Annotated in this window: 18 protein-coding genes and 1 tRNA gene; 6 read left to right on the top strand and 13 right to left on the bottom strand. The window is 65.2% G+C overall.

What is annotated here, in order from left to right:
- Positions 1–13: 13 nt before the first annotated feature.
- Positions 14–331, bottom strand: coding sequence for a hypothetical protein (locus GcLGCM259_RS08220; RefSeq protein WP_138926311.1), 318 nt, complete (start codon positions 329–331; stop codon positions 14–16).
- Positions 332–714: 383 nt separating this feature from the next.
- Here GcLGCM259_RS08220 and GcLGCM259_RS08225 point away from each other — a divergent pair, with 383 nt between their 5' ends.
- The gene (locus GcLGCM259_RS08225) at positions 715–1,113 is read left to right on the top strand and encodes a hypothetical protein (protein ID WP_246049480.1); all 399 of its coding nucleotides are present in this window, start codon (positions 715–717) and stop codon (positions 1,111–1,113) included.
- Positions 1,114–1,478: 365 nt separating this feature from the next.
- Here GcLGCM259_RS08225 and GcLGCM259_RS08230 read toward each other — a convergent pair whose 3' ends face one another.
- From GcLGCM259_RS08230 to GcLGCM259_RS08285, 12 genes are all read right to left on the bottom strand, one after another.
- Positions 1,479–2,072: a hypothetical protein gene (locus GcLGCM259_RS08230; RefSeq protein WP_175419363.1), complete on the bottom strand. Its 594-nt coding sequence runs from the start codon at positions 2,070–2,072 to the stop codon at positions 1,479–1,481.
- Between the two features lie 250 nt (positions 2,073–2,322).
- Positions 2,323–2,398: transfer RNA gene (locus tag GcLGCM259_RS08235), tRNA-Ala, on the bottom strand.
- 72 nt (positions 2,399–2,470) lie between these two features.
- A complete protein-coding gene (gene rsfS, locus GcLGCM259_RS08240; protein WP_138926313.1) occupies positions 2,471–2,851 on the bottom strand; it encodes a ribosome silencing factor in 381 nt (126 codons plus the stop codon).
- A 61-nt stretch (positions 2,852–2,912) separates the two neighbouring features.
- The gene (locus tag GcLGCM259_RS15705) at positions 2,913–4,466 is read right to left on the bottom strand and encodes a hypothetical protein (RefSeq protein WP_138926314.1); all 1,554 of its coding nucleotides are present in this window, start codon (positions 4,464–4,466) and stop codon (positions 2,913–2,915) included.
- Positions 4,467–4,517: 51 nt separating this feature from the next.
- Positions 4,518–5,108, bottom strand: a complete 591-nt coding sequence (gene nadD, locus GcLGCM259_RS08250) for a nicotinate-nucleotide adenylyltransferase (RefSeq protein ID WP_175419364.1) — start codon at positions 5,106–5,108, stop codon at positions 4,518–4,520.
- A 48-nt stretch (positions 5,109–5,156) separates the two neighbouring features.
- A complete protein-coding gene (locus tag GcLGCM259_RS08255) occupies positions 5,157–5,366 on the bottom strand; it encodes a hypothetical protein (protein WP_138177654.1) in 210 nt (69 codons plus the stop codon).
- A 96-nt stretch (positions 5,367–5,462) separates the two neighbouring features.
- Entirely contained in the window at positions 5,463–6,791 is a 1,329-nt protein-coding gene (locus tag GcLGCM259_RS08260) for a glutamate-5-semialdehyde dehydrogenase (RefSeq protein ID WP_175419365.1), read from the bottom strand.
- Positions 6,792–6,813: 22 nt separating this feature from the next.
- Positions 6,814–7,959 (bottom strand): glutamate 5-kinase, encoded by a 1,146-nt coding sequence (gene proB / locus GcLGCM259_RS08265; RefSeq protein WP_138926316.1) that lies wholly within the window; start codon positions 7,957–7,959, stop codon positions 6,814–6,816.
- 50 nt (positions 7,960–8,009) lie between these two features.
- On the bottom strand, positions 8,010–9,596 hold the full coding sequence (gene obgE / locus GcLGCM259_RS08270; protein ID WP_138926317.1) for a GTPase ObgE: 1,587 nt from the start codon (positions 9,594–9,596) through the stop codon (positions 8,010–8,012).
- A 132-nt stretch (positions 9,597–9,728) separates the two neighbouring features.
- On the bottom strand, positions 9,729–9,983 hold the full coding sequence (gene rpmA / locus GcLGCM259_RS08275) for a 50S ribosomal protein L27 (protein WP_054821895.1): 255 nt from the start codon (positions 9,981–9,983) through the stop codon (positions 9,729–9,731).
- 53 nt (positions 9,984–10,036) lie between these two features.
- The gene (gene rplU / locus GcLGCM259_RS08280) at positions 10,037–10,345 is read right to left on the bottom strand and encodes a 50S ribosomal protein L21 (protein ID WP_138927211.1); all 309 of its coding nucleotides are present in this window, start codon (positions 10,343–10,345) and stop codon (positions 10,037–10,039) included.
- A 224-nt stretch (positions 10,346–10,569) separates the two neighbouring features.
- On the bottom strand, positions 10,570–13,704 hold the full coding sequence (locus GcLGCM259_RS08285) for an Rne/Rng family ribonuclease (RefSeq protein WP_246049483.1): 3,135 nt from the start codon (positions 13,702–13,704) through the stop codon (positions 10,570–10,572).
- A gap of 492 nt (positions 13,705–14,196) precedes the next feature.
- Between GcLGCM259_RS08285 and GcLGCM259_RS08290 the strand changes: the two genes are divergently transcribed.
- The 5 genes from GcLGCM259_RS08290 (at position 14,197) to GcLGCM259_RS08310 (ending at position 18,034) form a co-directional block, all read left to right on the top strand.
- Complete coding sequence (locus tag GcLGCM259_RS08290; protein ID WP_054821313.1) at positions 14,197–14,817, top strand: vitamin K epoxide reductase family protein; 621 nt, start codon at positions 14,197–14,199, stop codon at positions 14,815–14,817.
- Positions 14,818–14,837: 20 nt separating this feature from the next.
- Positions 14,838–15,248: a DUF2809 domain-containing protein gene (locus tag GcLGCM259_RS08295; RefSeq protein WP_138926318.1), complete on the top strand. Its 411-nt coding sequence runs from the start codon at positions 14,838–14,840 to the stop codon at positions 15,246–15,248.
- 147 nt (positions 15,249–15,395) lie between these two features.
- Complete coding sequence (locus GcLGCM259_RS08300) at positions 15,396–15,977, top strand: GNAT family N-acetyltransferase (RefSeq protein WP_138177666.1); 582 nt, start codon at positions 15,396–15,398, stop codon at positions 15,975–15,977.
- Complete coding sequence (locus GcLGCM259_RS08305) at positions 15,970–16,569, top strand: GNAT family N-acetyltransferase (protein ID WP_175419366.1); 600 nt, start codon at positions 15,970–15,972, stop codon at positions 16,567–16,569. Before GcLGCM259_RS08300 ends, GcLGCM259_RS08305 begins: the two co-directional genes overlap by 8 nt.
- A gap of 244 nt (positions 16,570–16,813) precedes the next feature.
- Entirely contained in the window at positions 16,814–18,034 is a 1,221-nt protein-coding gene (locus tag GcLGCM259_RS08310; protein WP_246049485.1) for an AI-2E family transporter, read from the top strand.
- Positions 18,035–18,081: the final 47 nt, after the last annotated feature.

The following is an 18,081-nucleotide window of genomic DNA, read 5'->3' on the forward strand; positions in this document are numbered from 1 at the left end:
TTTATTAGGAAGGTCAAGCGTCCCGCGGGGAAGCCTGCTTGGCTGTGCGGGTTGGCTTGCTGCCAAGCACAGCATTGATCGCGTTGCGCTTTGTCTCGGCATCGCGCTCAATCTCAGCGCGCACCTGCTCAGCACGTTTGAGTACCTCAGGGTCGGACTTCGACTTCTCGACCCAATATTCCAGCGCGATCCGGGTTTCCTCGGTCACGCTGCGCTCGTTGAGCTGGGCGAGCACTTCGAGCTGCGCTCGGGTGCCCTCGCTCGTCCGCACCGACAGTACCTTGTAGGCGGCATTGCCAGTTCCCGCCGTCGCGGGTATCTGCTCGCTCACGGCGAGACCTCCTTCATGCGTGCGGCCCGCGATCCTCGGTGGATCACGTTCAAACCGCAGAACAGGAACGAGTGACGTCTGATTATGACGGCGTTCGCCATTTCGTCAATGGTCGGTTCGGAAATGATGTTAATTACACAACGATAATCTCTTGTAAATTGCCGTTGATACCCGCATATTCATAAACAGAATATAAACAACAGGAAATCGGATAGATTCATCGTCACCATCTACGCCGAAGCGGACGACGCCCACTGGCAGGACAACCCCGAGGCGCAGCAGATCCTGACGCCTACGGTCAGTCGCGCCGATGGGACGATGCGCGAAGACACCCCCCTCATACACCAGAACGTGTCCACATGGCCGTCGGGAGTTCATCTCTGATGAGTGCCGTTGCCACCATGATCGCTCTGAGTCTATTCGTCGGGCTCGTTGCCTTGCTCATCGCATTCCAGGTCACACTTGCACTCGGTACGCCTTGGGGACGCCTGGCCTGGGGAGGGCAACACGCCGGGAAGCTGCCGCTCGGCTACCGCATCGCGTCGGCCGCATCCATCCTCGTCTACGGCTTCATCGCCGCCCTGGCGCTTGACGCAGGCGGCGCGATCAACCTATTCCCAAGCGGCTTCTCCCACATCGCAATGTGGGTGGTGTTCGGATACCTCACCCTCGGCACCCTGATGAATGCCCTTTCGCGGTCAAAGCCAGAGCGATTCGTCATGACGCCGGTCGCCCTGAGCCTGGCGTTCCTGGCACTGATCATCGCGACCCACCCGAAATAACCCGTTTTTCGAAGGCAACAGAACAATTGACCGGAAACGCCTCTGCGGCCTCACCATCGTCTACCATCAGGAACCCTCCTGCGCGCGGGACGATCTGTGCTACCTCCGCGCCCGCGACTACCGCCACGCCGAGCTCAGGGGTCGGGATGACATTCATCGGCCGACCTGCGACGGCAGCGAAGTACGCCACGGTGTCGAAGTCCCGGAGTTCGTCCGGAGCCTTCACATCGGCCGTGATCACAATGCCCTTGGGAAACCTACCCCGGCAGGCACGAACGGCTCATCGAGGAGGACTTGTTCAACCGGGTACAGCAACTGATGGACGAACGTGGTTACTCCCGCGAACGCCGCAAGCGGCACGACCACTACCTCAAAGGCACCATCTGGTGCGGACAATGCCGCCTCGAACAGCACGTCAACCGACGCATGATCCTCAGCGCACCACCGGCCGGCACGGCAACGCCGACTATGGGTACTTCTTCTGCCGAGGCGTACAAGACCACACCTGCGACGCCCCCTATTCGTCGATCGACCGCGTCGAAGACGCCATCGCCGAACACTACAAGACGATTCGCCTCAGCCCGGCATTCGTCACCGCCGTGCGCAGCCACGTCGAGGGTGCCCTGAACGATCAGGCTGCCACGCAGCAACTGCTCCGCAAGAACCTGGAAGACCAGCTGGCCCAGCTCAGCGTCAAAGAGGACAACCTCCTCGATCTGGCCGCCGATGGACCGCTCCCGCAGGAACGCATCCGCCAGCGGCTCCGGGAGATCTCCCGCGACCGGCAACGAGCCACCGAGCAACTCAGCCAAGTACACGGTGATCTCTCCAGCGGACGAGAGTTCCTCAACGCGCACATCGATCTGCTTGAAAACCCCTACGAGCTGTATCTCCACGCCAGCGAAGCTACCCGCCGCAAGCTCAATCAAGCGATCTTCGCCCACGTCTACGTCGCCCACGACGAGGTGGTCGGCGACGACATCCGCTCGCCACTGCGAGAGCTCCTGGCCGCCGAACGCGGCTGGGAGGCCGTTTTAGCGGGCGCAACTCCTGAGCTGGCGCGCAATACGGCTCAGGCCGAAACTGCGCGCCACAGCGGCCCAGAAACGCCAAAAGCCGCCCCGAAGGGCGGCTTGGCTGAACTATCTAATTTATGGCTTGACCTGCCAAGCGGCCTTTACGAGGACGCCGATTGCAGTAAGCCTCTTATGGTGGAGGTAAGGGGATTCGAACCCCTGACCTTCTGCATGCCATGCAGACGCGCTACCAACTGCGCCATACCCCCGAAAGGTTTGCCGCCCTCATCAGGCAACTCAATAATCATAAGTGAGTTGCCGACTCAGACGCAAATCCAAACCTAGTGTTGTTCCTGAGCGACCTCTGTCGGCAGATCGATAACCGGGCAATCGGCCCAGAGGCGTTCCAGCGCGTAGAACACCCGGTCTTCCTGGTGCTGCACGTGCACCACGACATCACCGTAGTCCAGCAGGACCCAACGGCCCATGCCGAAGCCTTCGCGGCGTACTGGGCGCAGGTCAAACTTTTCCAGTAGCTTCGCCTGGATTTCGTCCACGATGGCATTGACCTGTGGCTCGGAAGATCCCGAGACGATCAGGAAGGCGTCGGTCACGCCCAGGCGGTCGGCAACATCCAATGCGACCTGGTTTTCGGCCTTCTTCTCGCTGGCGGCCAGTGCGGCAGCGTGAACAAGTGCGATGGAATCAGCGTGTGCGCCCATATATTGGAGTGTCTCCTTGACGATGAATTAAGTCAGCTCAATTATAGTCGATGGACGCAGCTTAGTTGTTGAGCATCATGATGATGCCGACAACCAATGCGATCCCGCCCACGGCCAGGGCCGCAATCATGGCCAGGAACATGTTGTTGGCGCGGCGCACGCCAGCCGTCTGGGCGTCCAGGGGCTGCAGTCCCTGGGCGCTGACGGCGTCGACGCGCGGCATCTGCACCGGGTCGCCCGAAGTGGCCTGGGCCGAGGTGGCCTGCTCTTCTTCCTTGGGCTTCGGCTTGGCCGCTGGCATGGCTTTCTTCACTGCCGGCTTCTGTGCCGCAGGCTTGGGCGCGGGCTTGGCCGCTTCCTTCGCCGGGGCTTTACTGTCCGGCTTGGCCTCCGGTTTCTTGCCGGTCTTGTCCGCCGGCTTTTTGGCCGGGGCGATCTTGCCCGTGGAATCCAGGTCCAGGGACACGCTCTCGGTCTTTGGGCTGGGCACCCCCGAACGTGAGACCTTGTCCTCAAGTTCGCTGATGTTGCCCATCGCGCCGGTGAAGGGATCCGAGGCGGGAGCTTCTTGTCCGGCCTTGGCGTTCTGCTGACGTAGGCGTTCGCGTTCGGCCGCACGGCGGGAGATGATGGCGGCGCGGGCCGCCATTTCGCGTTGGTGGGCGAGAACTTCCAGATCGATGTCGTTGTCGTCATCGCGCAGCAGGTTCGGGTCCACTGGCGGCGTGGGGGCACTTTCACGGCGGGCCGCCAGGGCCTCCTCCACGCTCATAACGGTGGTTTCAGGGGAGTCCTCGTCCTTGGCCGGCTTGGAATTCTGGGGCTTGACCGGGACCGGCTTGGCTGTCCCGGTGTTCTCCGCCTTCTGTTGTTCGGCCAGGGCCTGCAGACGCAGCTGGCGGCGCGTTAGCGGCTTCGGGTCATCCCCGGGCTCAACGGCGGGAACGTGGTTGGTCAGCTGGGAGACTTCCTCCTGCAGCCGACGGCGCTCACGCAGCGCTTCGCGGTCACGTGCACGACGCAGGGACGCGCGCTCCCCCACCGCCGAGTCGCCGGATTCGCTTTCGCTTGACTGGGCGGCAGGCTTGGAGTCCCCGGCCTTGGCGTCAGTGGGCTTCCCGTTCGGGGTCTTGGCATCCGCCGTTTTCGAGGCGGGCTTGGCAACTGCAGGCTTGGGAGCAGAGGATTTCGTGGCCGCCGGCTTGGTTGCAACCGGATTCTCGGCAGCGTTTTTTGCCGCCTCAGGCTTGGCGTGCTGCTGGGTTGCACCGCTCTTGGCGGTGTCCTTTTTGGCCTCGGCAGGCTTGGCGGCGCCGCTCTTGTTGGCAGGCTTCTTGGGTGCCTCACCGGTCTTAGGTGCGTTCTGCGGTGTGGATTTTGCGCCCGAAGCGGGCTTCGAGGTGTTCGAACCGGAGGTGGAGGAAGGCCGAGGGGTCTGCTTCCCTGGGGCTGCGGCGGGTTGCGGAGCCTTCTTGGAATCGGCGCCCTCTTCACGGGCTGCCTGTTCCCTGGCTTCCTGCTCGGCCTTGCTGTTGGCCAGCAGGGCCTCCATTTCCGCCCGACGCTTTTCACGCAAAGCACGCCGGCTTGAAGCCGGTTGCGTGTTATCGCTCATCCTGTCCTTCTCCCGACCGCGTAGACTTCTGCATGCACCCTTACCAAGTGATTATGCCGTGTTTTGGGTGCCACTTTCAGGCTGCGACTCGGTATAGAGCCCATATTTTGCAATGTACTGCACCACACCATCCGGCACCAAGTACCATACCGGTTTTCCCTGTCCTACGCGGGCCCGGCAATCCGTGGAGGAGATCGACAGTGCCGGGATCTCCAGTTCGGAGGCGCTGGACTGTGCGACTTCCGGCATCTGGTGCCCGGGACGGGTGACCCCCACGAAGTGTGCCTGATTCCACAGTTCGTCGGCGTTCTTCCAGCTCATGATCTGGCTCATTGCGTCGGCGCCGGTGATGAAGAACAGTTCGGCCTCGGGGCGTTCGGCCCGCAGGTCGCGCAGCGTGTCGATCGTGTACGTCGGCCCCTCGCGGTCGATGTCGACGCGGCTGACGGTGAAGCGCGGGTTGGACGCGGTGGCGATCACGGTCATCAGGTAGCGCTGCTCGGCGGGGGTGACCTTCCGGTCGGCCTTCTGCCATGGCTCACCGGTGGGAACGAACACCACTTCGTCCAGGTCGTATTCGGCAGCGACTTCGCTGGCGGCGACGAGGTGGCCGTTGTGGATGGGGTCAAAAGTACCGCCCATCACGCCGAGGCGGAATGGGCGGTGCTGTGCTGTTGAATTCACCGGGGCCTAGTGTTTGGTCTCGTGCACCTTGGTCTGGCGGTGGATGTCGTGCGGTTCCGGCTTCACCTGGTGGCGGTTGCCGACGTTGGTGTACGACATGGTGATCAGCAGGCCGACCATCAGCGCGACGAAAATGCCCACACCGATCAGCAGTGCCCAGGTCTCGCCTGAGAGGGATGAGGTGGAGGCTGCGGTAGCCAGGTTCAGCGCGTTCAACTAACTCTCCAGATATTCTTGGTGATCAACGGCCTGCCATCGATCGTTTGTGAATAGTTTGTTCTTCTACATCGTACCGAAAACAGGTTGCAGAAACTATTTGCGGATGTGCCCGTCGCCCTGCACGATCCACTTGGTGGTGGTCAGCTCCGCCAGCCCCATTGGCCCGCGGGCGTGCATTTTCTGGGTGGAGATCCCCACCTCGGCGCCCAAGCCCAGCTGCCCGCCGTCGGTGAAGCGGGTGGAGGCGTTGACGATCACCGCGGCCGAGTCGACCTCGGCCACGAAGCGTTCGGAGTTTTGCAGGCTGCTGGTGATGATGGCCTCGGTGTGCCCGGTGGAGTATTCGGCAATGTGCTCCATGGCCTCATCGATCCCGTCCACGACCTTCACTGCGATTTGCAGGTCCAGGTATTCGTTGGCCCAGTCCTGCTCATCGGCCTGGACCGGGTCCAGGCCCTCGGCCAGCTCGGCGGCGCGCGGGTCGGTGTGCAGGCGCACCCCGGCCTTGGACAGCTCCTTTAGCACGCTGCGTCCGGCGGCCGCGTCCTGGTGGATCAGCAGCGTCTCCACGGTGTTGCACACACTCGGGCGCTGGGTTTTCGCGTTGAGCAGGATGTCCACTGCGGTGTCGGTGTCCGCCGACTCGTCGATGAAGATGTGCACGTTGCCTTCACCGGTCTCGATGACCGGCACCTTGGCGGTGGTGACCACCCGCTGGATCAGTTCGCGTCCACCGCGCGGGATCAGCACGTCGATCTTGCCGCGCGCCCCCATCAGGGCATCGGCTCCGGGGCGTCCGTATTCATCCACGGAGATCACGATGTCCCGCGGCAGCGAGACCTTCTCCAGGGCGTCGCGGATCAGCCCGACCAATGCGAGGTTGGAGTTCAGGGCGGCCGAACCGCCGCGCAGCAGGACCGCGTTGCCGCTTTTCAGGGCTAGCCCGGCGATGTCCACGGTCACGTTCGGCCGGGCTTCGTAGATGGTGCCGACCACGCCCATGGGCACGCTGACCTGGCGCATGCGCAGCCCGTTGGGCAGGGTTTCCCCGCGCAGCACGGTGCCCACCGGGTCCGGCAGTCCGGCCAGCTCCTCCAGTGCGCCGATCAGTCCGTCGATGCGGGCTTCATCCAGCTTCAGCCGGTCCAGCATGGCAGCGGAGGTGCCGTTGGCGCGCCCGGCCTCCAGGTCCTTGGCGTTGGCCTGCAGGATGGAGGCGCGGTTGGCGTCCAGGGTGGCGCCGATCTGGCGCAGGGCGCGGTCCTTCCAGTCCCGGTTGGCGCGCGCCAGCAGGCGTGAGGCCTTCCGGGCCCGGTCGGCCAGGCGGTAGACCTGTTCGGTCACGTCCTGGCCCTGGCCGGCGGCGGCGTCGGTGGCGTGCTGGCCCTGGTCGTTGGCGGGGGTGGCGGCATGCAGACTCATGCCTCCATGATAGGAATTGGCCCTAGACCAAGGCCAGATCGTCGACATGAATCACGGCCCGTTCGTAACCTTCACCCAGCCAGGTGGCCAGCTGGCTGGTGGTGCGTCCGAGCATGGCCGGCAGCTCGTGGGAGGCGTAGTTGACCAGCCCGCGGGCCAGCACGGCGCCATGCTCGTTGCAGACCTCCACCGCGTCCCCGGCCTCGAACTCACCGTGCACGGCGGTGATGCCCGCGGCCAGCAGCGAGTTTTCCCCGCTGCACACCGCCCGGGTGGCTCCGGCGTCAATGTAGAGCTTGCCCTGCGGCTTGGCCAGGTGGGCCAGCCACACGTCGCGTGCCGAACGGCGGGTGTTGCGGGCGGCGAACCAGGTGCCCACGTCCTTCCCGGCCAGCGCGTCGGCCGCGTTCTCGGCGCTGGTCACCAGCGCCGGGATGCCCGAGGAGGAGCTCATTACCGCGGCCTCGACCTTGGTGATCATCCCGCCGGTGCCCACCCCGGCCTCCCCCGGGGTGCCCAGGTTCACGGCCTCCAGTTCGCTGGGGTTCTTGATCAGGGCGATGCGCTGCCCGCCGTGGCGGGGGTGCGCGTCGTACACGGAGTCCACGTCGGAGAACAGCAGCAGCGCGTCGGCCTTGATCAGGTGGGCGACCAGGGAGGCGAGCCGGTCGTTGTCCCCGAAGCGGATTTCGTGGGTGGCCACCGTGTCGTTTTCGTTCACGATCGACAGCACCCCCAGGTTCAGCAGCCGCACCAGGGAGCGCAGCGCGTTCGTGTAGGTTTGCCGGCGGCGCAGGTCATCGGCGGTGAGCAGCACCTGGGCGACGGTCAGCTCGTGGGCGGCGAACTCGGTGGTGTACTGGGCCAGCAGCAGGCCCTGGCCGACGGCGGCGGCCGCCTGCTGGGTGGCCAGGTCCTTGGGGCGCTTGGCCAGGCCCAGCGGGGCCAGCCCGGCGGCGACCGCACCGGAGGAAACCAGCACCACCTCGGTGCCGGCCTTCACGGTGGCGGCCAGCGCGTCCACCAGGGCGGAGAGCCGTTCGTGCGAGATCCCGCCGTCCACCGTGGTCAGCGAGGAGGAGCCGACCTTGACCACCAGCCGCTGCGCCTGCGGCAGCTGGTGGCGGGAGGTGATGGCCGACAGCGTCTTGGTGGCACGTACGCTCATGAAGGTGGTTCTTCCCCTGCCTGGTTCCTGCGGCCCGTGGCGGGCCGGTGCTAGTCTTCCTCGGTCTGCCCGGTCTCGGCCGCGGCGCGCCGGGCGTTCTTGCCCTGCACGCTTTCGGTCCAGATCCCGGCCTTGCGCTCGGCTTCCAGTTCGGCGCGGGCCGCGGCCTTGGCGGCCTTGCGTTCCTCGTGCTCGGCGCGCTTCTGTTCGCGGGTGGGACGGCTGCGGTCTTCCAGGCGCACGTCCTCGCCGCGGCGCGAACCGCCCAGCAGCTCGGCCCCGGCGGCCATGGTCGGCTCCCAGTCAAAGACGACCGCGTTGTCCTCGGCGCCGATGACCACCGCGTCCCCGGGGCGGGCCCCGGACTTGAACAGTGCGTCCTCCACGCCCAGCCGGTTCAGCCGGTCGGCCAGGTAGCCCACGGCCTCGTCGTTGGAGAAGTCGGTCTGCAGGATCCAGCGTTCGGGCTTCTCCCCGATGACCCGCCACAGCGGTTCCAGGTTCTGCTCCTCGCGGCGGATCGTGAATTCCTGGCGGTTCACCGAGCGCGGGCGAACCACCGGCACCTCCACCACGGGGGCGGCGTGCTCCAGCTTGGCGCGCTCCTCCTCCACCAATTCAGCCATGGCGAAGGACAGTTCGCGCAATCCGTTACGCGACAGGGCCGAGACCTCGAACACCCGGTAGCCGCGCTTTTCCAGTTCGGGGCGCACGAATTCGGCCATGTCCTGCCCGTCGGGCATGTCGACCTTGTTCAGCGCCACCAGCTTGGGGCGTTCGCTGAGCGGGATGATGGTCCCGTCGGTCCCGGCGTAGGAGGAGTCGACCTCGTAGGCGGCCAGTTCGGCCTCGATGACCTCCAGGTCGGTGATCGGGTCGCGCTCCGATTCCAGGGACGCGCAGTCCAGCACGTGCACGATCGCGGCGCAGCGCTCAACGTGGCGCAGGAACTCGTGACCCAGCCCCTTGCCCTCGGAGGCGCCGGGGATCAGCCCGGGCACGTCGGCCACGGTGTAGCGCACTTCCCCGGCCTGCACCACGCCCAGGTTCGGCACCAGGGTGGTGAACGGGTAGTCGGCGATCTTCGGACGCGCCGCGGACAGCGCGGCGATCAGCGAGGACTTGCCGGCCGAGGGGTAGCCGACCAGGGCGATGTCCGCCACGGACTTCAGCTCCAGGACCACGTCCTGCTCCTGGCCGGGGATGCCCAGCAGCGCGAAGCCCGGGGCCTTGCGCTTGTCCGAGGCGATGGCGGCGTTGCCCAGCCCGCCCTGCCCGCCGGCGGCCGCCAGGTAGCGGTCCCCCGGGTTGATCAGGTCGGCCAGGATGTCCCCGGCACGGTTCTTCACCACGGTGCCGGCCGGGACCGGCAGCACCAGGTCCACGCCCTGCTTGCCCGGGCGCAGCCCGCCCTTGCCCGGTTCGCCGTTGCTGGCCTTGCGGTGCGGCAGGTGGTGGTAGTCCAGCAGCGTGGTGACCTGTGGGGAGACTTCGAGGATGATGTCGCCGCCGTTGCCTCCGTTGCCGCCGTCGGGGCCGCCGAGGGGCTTGAATTTCTCGCGTCGGATGGACACGCACCCATGTCCGCCGTTTCCGGCGGTGGCATGCAGGGTGACGCGGTCAACGAATGAAGCCACGGGGGTTCTTCTCCTTGGTTCTGGCGGTGCAAAAGACACTCGCCATTAAGTTTAGCGAAACGCACGCAAGGGGTGGGCCGGTAATCCGACCCACCCCTTGGCGTACTAAAAAGTTTTGCCTGGTGCCTAGAACTAGGCGGCAGAAACGATGTTCACCACGCGGCGACCACGACGGGTGCCGAACTCAACCGCACCGGCGGTCAGGGCGAACAGGGTGTCGTCCTTGCCACGTCCCACACCGTTGCCCGGGTGGAAGTGGGTGCCACGCTGGCGCACGATGATCTCGCCGGCGTTGACTTCCTGGCCGCCGAAGCGCTTTACACCCAGGAACTGCGGGTTGGAGTCGCGACCATTCTTGGTCGAGCTCGCACCTTTCTTACTTGCCATAGCTTAAACCTCTTTCGCTACAAATTTTCTTGATCTCTACGATACGCCAGAAATTAGGCGATCGAGGTGACCTTGACCTTGGTCAAGGCGGCACGGAAGCCCTGGCGCTTCTTGTAACCGGTCTTGTTCTTGTACTTCTGGATGACGATCTTCGGACCGCGGAGGTTCTCAACGACCTCGGCGGTGACCTTGACCTTGGCCAGATCGGCAGCAGCGGAAGTTACCTTCTCGCCATCCACCAGCAGCAGGGCCGGAAGCTCAATGGAGCTGCCTTCGGCAGCCTGAAGACGGTCAACGGTAATGAGGTCTCCAACGGAAACCTTTTCCTGGTGGCCGCCAGCGCGGACAATTGCGTACACCACGTGGGTACTCACTTCTACTCGACGTTTCATTGTCTTACGGCGCAGAAATCAACCCGTATTCCTTATACAGCGGAACGACCTGGGGATCTCATGCGCTTGTGCCGTGACGCCGAGCGGACAAAACCGTGATCTTGGCGTTTAGCACCGATGAACCAGATTACGCTAGGAAAGCGTGCCGGGGCAAATGAAAACCCGCCCCGGCGCGCCCTGCGTGATCAGGATCATCATTTCAGTTCGCGTACCGGAACCCCGACCCCGAGCATGACCGGCTTGGCGGCCGGCTCGGCGGGAGTTTCGCTTGGCTTACTGGACGTATCCATCTGCACCCGGTTGCCCTGGGCAGTGGCTACTTCGCTCACGACAACCTCCGCGTTCGCATCCCCCTGGGCCGAGGTGGCCCGGCGGCTGCGGCGCTTTGGCTTCGTGGAACTCTGTGGGGCGGCCGGCGCGGACGACTGCACAACCGGCTGCTGTGCGGCAGCGGACTGCGCGGCGGCCTGGGCCGGCGCCTCAATGGTGTCGGCCGGCAGGGCCAGCCCGGTCAGCAGCGGCTGCTCACTGACCGCACCGCTGGCGGACCCGGCGGGGCTGCCGGCACGGCGCGAACCGCGCTTGGTGCGTGCCGGGCGCTTGTCCTCGCCGGACTCGGCGCGCTCGGGCACGGCCTGGGCCGGAGCCTGCTCGGCCTGCTGCTCGGCGGCGGGCTGATCGCCCTGCCCGGCCTCCTGCTGCGGTGCACCGGCAGCCTCCTCGCCGGGCTGCTGCTCGGCGGTCTCGGCGCCCTGGCCGTTGCGGGACCGCGAACGCGGGCGGCGACGCTGCTTGCGCGGCTTCTGCTCGCCGGTCTCCTCATCCCGATCCTGGCCCGGCAGGGCGGCTTCCAGCTGCTCCAGGCTCACCGGAGCCTGGTCCTTGCCGGATTCCTGCTGGGCTTCCGCTTCCTCGGCCTCGGTCAGGTGCGAGGCCGCGGCGATGCTGGCCAGGGCGCTGCGTGCGGCCTCGCTCTTCTCGTCGCTCTCGGTTTCCTGGGTGGCCCGCTGCTCGGTGGGCTTGGTTTCCTCCTGGCCGCTGGAGCCGCCGCGGCGGCGCCGGGAACGGCTGGACTTGGGTTCCTGGTTCTTCTTGGCGTGCGATTCACCGTGCGAGTTGTAGCTCTTGCGGTGCTCCACCGGCTCCTCGTGGGTGATCACCCCGCGTCCGGCGCAGACCTCGCAAGCCTCCCCGAAGACTTCCAACAGGCCGGTGCCCATGCGCTTGCGGGTCATCTGCACCAGACCCAGGCTGGTGACCTCGGCGACCTGGTGCTTGGTGCGGTCGCGGCCCAGGCACTCGATCAGCCGGCGCAGGACCAGGTCCCGGTTGGCCTCCAGCACCATGTCGATGAAGTCGATGACGATGATGCCGCCGATGTCGCGCAGGCGCAGCTGGCGCACGACCTCCTCGGCCGCCTCCAGGTTGTTCTTGGTGACGGTTTCCTCAAGGTTGCCGCCCGAGCCGGTGAACTTGCCGGTGTTCACGTCCACCACGGTCATCGCCTCGGTGCGGTCGATGACCAGCGAACCGCCGGAGGGCAGGAACACCTTGCGATCCAGCGCCTTATTGATCTGCTCGTCGATTCGGTAGTGGGCGAAGATGTCCTCTTCGTTCTTCCACTGCTCCAGGCGGCCCATCAGGTCCGGGGCCACGTACATCACGTAGGCCTCGATGGTGTCCCAGGCCTGGGTGCCGGAGACGATCAGCTTGGTGAAGTCCTCGTTGAACACATCGCGCACGACCTTGATGGTCAAGTCCGGTTCGGAGTGCAGCAGTTCTGGGGCGAGGGTCTTGTTCGACTTGGACTGTTCCTCGATGCCCTCCCACTGGGCACGCAGGCGGTTGATGTCATTCATCAACTCTTCCTCGCTGGCACCCTCGGCGGCGGTGCGCACGATGACGCCCGCGTTCTCCGGCAGGTGGTCCTTCAGGATCTTCTTCAGCCGCTGGCGCTCCACGTCCGGCAGCTTGCGGGAGATGCCGGTCATTGAACCGCCGGGAACGTACACCAGGTAGCGTCCGGGCAGGGAGACCTGGCTGGTCAGGCGGGCACCCTTGTGGCCCACCGGGTCCTTGGTCACCTGCACCAGCACCGAGTCGCCGGCCTTCAGCGCGTTTTCGATGCGCCGCGGCTGGCCCTCCAGGGCTGCGACGTCCCAGTTGACTTCGCCGGCGTACAGCACGGCGTTGCGTCCGCGCCCGATATCCACGAACGCGGCCTCCATGGAGGGCAGCACGTTCTGGACCTTGCCCAGGTACACGTTGCCGATCAGGGAATCCTGCTGGGTCTTGGACACGAAGTGCTCGGCCAGCACCCCGTCCTCCAGCACACCGATCTGGATGCGGTCCTCGCGCTGGCGCACGATCATCTGGCGTTCCACCGACTCGCGGCGGGCCAGGAACTCTGCCTCGGTGATCACCTGACGGCGACGACCGGTTTCCCGCGATTCGCGGCGGCGCTGGCGCTTGGCTTCCAGACGGGTGGAACCACGCACCGAGGTGACCTTGTTGGAGACCGGGGTGTCCAGGCTGGCGCGCGGGGCACGCACCCGGGTGACGGTGTTCGGCGGGTCATCCTGCGAACCGCCATCAAGTTCCAGATCCACTTCCCCGCGACGGCGGCGACGCCGACGGCGTGAGGTGACCTCATCGGCGTCCTCGTCGTGGTGTTCCTCCCCGCGCTGTTCGGCTTCGGCCTGCTGCTTGGTCTTGGGGATGGCGTGGCGTACGACCGTGTGGGCCGCCTCGGGCACGGCGAAGGGATTGATCATCATGGTGCTGCCGTGCTGCGCGAGCAGGGCGCCTGTGTGGTCCTCGTTTTCCTTCGCTGCGCCGCTTTCGCTGGCTTCAGCGGCGACATCTGTTTCGGTGGTTTCGGTGGTTTCGGTCGACCCGGTGGATTCGGCAACTGCCTCGGTGGCCGCGGTCGGTTCCTGCTGGCGGGGCGCCTTGGACGTCTTGGGCTGGTGGGACTCTGCCGGGGCCTGCTTGCGGTCGGTGTCCTGGCCGCCCTGGGCCGCGCTGGCCTTGTCCGTGCTGGTCTCGTTGGCGCTGGCCTCGGCGTCGGCCTGGGTGGCACGCTGGCGGCGTTCGGTCTGGCGGTTCATTCGCGCGGTGTCCGGGGTGGAGACCGGGGTGCGGCGGGTGACCCGCATGCGGGTGCCGGTGGGTTCCACACCGGCGGCCGCGTTCAGTTCGGCCAGGGTCATTGCCTGGCGCAGCGGGCGGGCCGGGGTGGTGGCTACGGTCGTGCGCCGGGCACGAGTCGAACGGTTGCCACGCTTATTTCCTCCGGAACCACTCTTGCGTTCTTTTGATGCGCTCATCAGGTTCGCGTACTCCTCTAAAACATTCCAGCGCCGGCGCTTCCACAGACAGCGCAGCAGCCGAAACTCTATTCATTTATGCCATGCGGTCGGCCACGTTTCTGGCCTGTCGGGCATCAAAGTCCTCTGTAGGTCCGTCTCACCGATTTTCGCGATGCAACGTATTGCACCGTGGAAACTGGACACGGTCAACGGGTGTGCTTCAGAACCGGCCGTTTTCCTATACGGCCCTTCGATCCGCGGTATTCCCCCGGGAGGCGCACTTTCTTGGGCACTCAACCGGAGCGATGCATCGCCTGACGATCTGTCGTTCAAAGTCTCTCGTTGGGTTGAAAGCAGACTGTGGATCCACGAACAACCACCAACATTCTCTCACATTTAGCCGCATGGCGGATGATCTTCGCTATGGGAGCACACAGTAAGTGCTTTTAGGATTGGAACAACCAATGCGCAAAACCGCGCATTCCAATGAGCAAACGGACTAGGCAGAACATGAATTCAGCTGTAGAGAATCCCCCGACACCGGGCGTGTTGCCCCGGTGGGCCAAGGATCGCGGTTTTGGAATCTTTACCGTGGTGACCGGCGTGATCGCCTGGATCGCCTCCGGTGTACTGGTGCTGGATCGGCTGGCCCTGTACAAGAACCCGGACTACGTCACCAGCTGCGACATCAACCCCTGGATTTCCTGCGGCACGGTCATGAAGTCCTGGCAGGCCGAACTGCTGGGCTTCCCGAACCCGCTGCTGGGCATCGTGGGATTCGCGATCGTGATCACCGTGGGCATGGCCTTGCTGGCCGGGGCCCGCTTTGCCCGTTGGTACTGGGTGGGGTTCCAGATCGGCGTCACCCTGGCGATGGTGTTCATCATCTGGCTGTGGTCCCAGGCGCTGTATGACATCAGCGCGCTGTGCCTGTACTGCATGGTCGTTTGGGCCATGGTGATCCCGCTGTTCGTGCACACCACCGCTCGCAACGTCATCCACGGGGTGATCCCGGCCGGGGCGGGCGTGAAGAAGTTCTTCGCCGAGTGGTCGTGGGTGATTACCGTGGTCCTGCTGCTGGTCGTCGCCGCGACCGTGGTCCTGCGCTTCCCGAACGCCTTCTTCGGCTAGGGCACGACGGAAGCCTGCTGATGCGCCGCAAAGTACTGACGCGTCGGGCGTGGATGGGGATCACCGCACTGCTGGTGGTCCCCATCGGCCTTTTTGCCCGCTTCCTGCCCTTGGGGCTGGCCGCCGACCTGGCTGGGGGTCTGCTCTACGCCACGCTGCTGTATGTGCTGCTCGGTTTTCTCTTCCCACGCGCGGCCCGGCTGCACCTGTTCCTGGGTTCTCTGGGCTGGTGCGTGGCGGTGGAACTGCTGCAGCTGACTCCCCTGCCCCTGCAGCTGGCCCAGGCGCTGCCCATCCTGCGCCTGGTGTTGGGCACCAGCTTCGCGGTGCTGGACCTGTTCGCCTATGTGGTCGGGGCCGCGCTGGCCTGGACGGTGGATGGACTCATCTGCCGGACGCGGGCCCATGCCCAGGCGGCCCGGGAGCTCTAGCGCAGGGCTCCCCGGGCGTGTCGCCCGCACCGCGCCCGGCCGCTGCACCGCAATTCCGCCTGCTCCTGGCGGTGGGCCACCCAGCTTAAACCATGGCAAAAGTGACCCATCTGGCACACCGGGAGAAAAACCGACTAAGTTTGAGTCATGGCCCATGACAATTGGAATACGGAAACAGCCCAGGACTACGGCATCAACCTGTTGGTCTCCGACACCATCAGGCTGCGCGAGCTTCAGGAAGAAGACCTGCCAGTCCTTGCCGGCTGGTGGAACAGCCCGGAATTCATGGCGCTGCAGGGCAACATTGTCTTGCCCCACCCGCGCACCGAGGCCGCGGAGATCTTCCGGGACTGGAGTCAGAACCGGGGCACGAAGGACGGCATCGGCTTGTGCATCACCCTGCCCGACGACACGCTGGTGGGGCACACGGCGCTGTACAACTACCATGCCTCGGCCCGCTCGGCCGAGCTGATGATGATGATCGGCGGCTCCTACGTGGGCCAGGGCTACGGCACCGAGGCGACCAAGATGATCGTGGATTTCGGGTTCCGTGAAATGGGCCTGAACCGCATCGGGTTGGGCATCTGGGAGTACAACGAGCGGGCGCTGCGCACCTTCACCAAGGCGGGTTTCCGTGAGGAGGGCCGGGCCCGGCAGGCCGGGTTCCACAACGGCGAATTCCACGACAAGATCCTGCTCAGTCAGCTGGCCGACGAGTACTTTGGCTAGACCCGCCGCAGACTTCGGCGCCGCGGCAACCGGCGCGAGGCCTGACCGGGTTCGTCTGCGCGAACTGCGTGCGGAGGACCTGCAGCCGTTGTCGTGCTGGTGGAATGACCCGGCAACCATGGTGCACCAGACGAACCTGGTGCTGCCCCAGCCGATGAAGGGCCTTTACCGGGTTTGGCAGGTCTGGAGCCAGAACCGGCCGACTTCCCGCGAAGCCGGTTTCAGCATTGAGCTGGTCGGCGGGCCGCTGATCGGGCACGCGACGCTCTACGGCGGGAACACCCCGGCCCGGGCGGCCGAGTTCGCGATCATCCTCGGCCCGGATTTCCGGGGACAGGGCCTGGGGGCGCAGGCCACCGCACTGATGCTGCGCCATGGCTTCCACCAGCTGGGGCTGAACCGCATCCACCTGGGGGTGTACGAGTACAACCAGCGCGCCCAACGCACCTACACCAGGCTGGGTTTTCGCCCCGAGGGCCGCCAACGGGCCGCCGTTTTTCATGATGGCCGGTTCCACGACCGGATCCTGATGGGCCTGCTGGCCAGCGAGTACCCCGCCTCCCCCGCCGCGGGGCTGGCAGCAACCCGCTGAGGGCGGGAACCAAGCAGTGACGGACAGTTGAATTAACTCATCCTTTTGGACGTGTCTCCCGCGCTTCGGCGACCGCTAGCCTATTGTTTAATTGATCAATCCCCCTGACGTAGGAGCAAGAATGGCGTTCTTCCGCAAGGCTGCATCCTCAAAAAACAGGCCACCGACACAGCAAGTGGTGGTCGCGGCAGAAGCACCGGTTCGTGAGCGGCCGGAGTTCACGGTTCAGGGATTGTGGACCGACATGCTCGGCCGGTTGGGGATCCGCTGCCTGCAGATCCTGATTGTGGGACTGGTCGCCGGCTTCGTCATCATTGGCATGCTGCGCCTGACCATGATCGTGATCCCGACGCTGATCGCGCTGATCCTCTCCTGCGCCCTGTGGCCGCTGGTCACCAAGCTGCGCAAGCACCTGTCCCCGATGCTGTCCGCCTGGGTCGTCTTCCTCGGGTCGCTGCTGGTTCTTGGCGGGATCGGCACCGGCCTGGTCTTCTCGGTCATGCGCGAATGGAACACCCTGGTCAACCAGGCCGCGGAGGGCTTTAACCAGCTCAACGACCTGGTGCAACAGTTCATCGGGGACATGCCGTTCACGGTGGACCAAGGCCAGATCGATGAGGCGGTGGACACCGTCACCTCGTTCATCACCAGCTCCCAGTTCGGCGCCGGAGCCCTGAACACCATCACTGCCGCCGGCAGCTTTGTCACCGGCAGCATCCTGCTGATGGTCATCCTGTTCTTCTTCCTCAAGGACGGGGACCGGATCTGGGCGTTCTTCATTTCCTGGACCCCGAAGCACTACCGCCACAAGTGGATCACCTCCGGTGATCGGGCGCTGCACACCTTCGGCGGCTACATCCGCGGCACCGCGATCATCGCAGCCGTGGATGCCATCGGCGTGACCGCCACCCTGCTGGTGCTGCAGGTGCCGCTGGCCCTGCCGCTGGGCGTGGTGGTCTTCCTCGGCGCGTTCATCCCCATGGTCGGCGCAACCGTGGCCGGCATCCTGGCCACCCTGGTCGGCCTGGTCACCAGCGGCCCGCTGGTTGCCCTGGTGGTGCTTGCCGCGGTGATCATCGTGAACCAGCTAGAGGGCAACTTCCTACAGCCGGTGGTCATGGCCCAGGCGCTGAACCTGCATGCCCTGGTGATCTTGATGGCCCTGACCGCCGGCACCGTGCTGGGCGGAATCGTCGGCGCCGTGCTGGCCGTGCCGCTCTCCGCCGTGGCCTGGGGAATCATCAAGGTGTGGACCGAGCGCGAGAACATGGACGCGGTCGCCGCCGCCAAGGCGCAGATCAAGATCGAGGCCGAGATCCGTGCCGAGGACAAGGCTTTGGAAAAGCTGAAGAAGAAGGAGAAGGTCGACGAGGTCAAGCAGGACGTGGACGAGATGGCAGATGAGATCATCGCCAACTCGGAAGAACACTCCGACAAGGCCCAACGTCCAGACACGGAGCAGTAGGTCGCAACACCGCAAAGCGTCATCAAGGGCAACGTCGTTGACCGGGT

Origin of the sequence: Glutamicibacter creatinolyticus, from assembly GCF_006094275.1 — a bacterium.
Classification (GTDB): Bacteria; Actinomycetota; Actinomycetes; order Actinomycetales; family Micrococcaceae; genus Glutamicibacter; species Glutamicibacter creatinolyticus.

What these genes read in the sequence shown, in the direction of transcription:
- GcLGCM259_RS08310 (WP_246049485.1), top strand. Translation starts at nt 16,814, where the DNA reads ATGCTCGGCCGGTTGGGGATCCGCTGCCTGCAGATCCTGATTGTGGGA.
- GcLGCM259_RS08225 (WP_246049480.1), top strand. Translation starts at nt 715, where the DNA reads ATGAGTGCCGTTGCCACCATGATCGCTCTGAGTCTATTCGTCGGGCTC.
- rsfS (WP_138926313.1), bottom strand. Translation starts at nt 2,851, where the DNA reads ATGGGCGCACACGCTGATTCCATCGCACTTGTTCACGCTGCCGCACTG.
- proB (WP_138926316.1), bottom strand. Translation starts at nt 7,959, where the DNA reads ATGAGCGTACGTGCCACCAAGACGCTGTCGGCCATCACCTCCCGCCAC.
- nadD (WP_175419364.1), bottom strand. Translation starts at nt 5,108, where the DNA reads ATGGGCGGTACTTTTGACCCCATCCACAACGGCCACCTCGTCGCCGCC.
- GcLGCM259_RS08290 (WP_054821313.1), top strand. Translation starts at nt 14,197, where the DNA reads ATGAATTCAGCTGTAGAGAATCCCCCGACACCGGGCGTGTTGCCCCGG.
- GcLGCM259_RS08285 (WP_246049483.1), bottom strand. Translation starts at nt 13,704, where the DNA reads ATGAGCGCATCAAAAGAACGCAAGAGTGGTTCCGGAGGAAATAAGCGT.
- GcLGCM259_RS08260 (WP_175419365.1), bottom strand. Translation starts at nt 6,791, where the DNA reads ATGAGTCTGCATGCCGCCACCCCCGCCAACGACCAGGGCCAGCACGCC.
- GcLGCM259_RS08295 (WP_138926318.1), top strand. Translation starts at nt 14,838, where the DNA reads ATGCGCCGCAAAGTACTGACGCGTCGGGCGTGGATGGGGATCACCGCA.
- GcLGCM259_RS08300 (WP_138177666.1), top strand. Translation starts at nt 15,396, where the DNA reads ATGGCCCATGACAATTGGAATACGGAAACAGCCCAGGACTACGGCATC.
- rpmA (WP_054821895.1), bottom strand. Translation starts at nt 9,983, where the DNA reads ATGGCAAGTAAGAAAGGTGCGAGCTCGACCAAGAATGGTCGCGACTCC.
- GcLGCM259_RS15705 (WP_138926314.1), bottom strand. Translation starts at nt 4,466, where the DNA reads ATGAGCGATAACACGCAACCGGCTTCAAGCCGGCGTGCTTTGCGTGAA.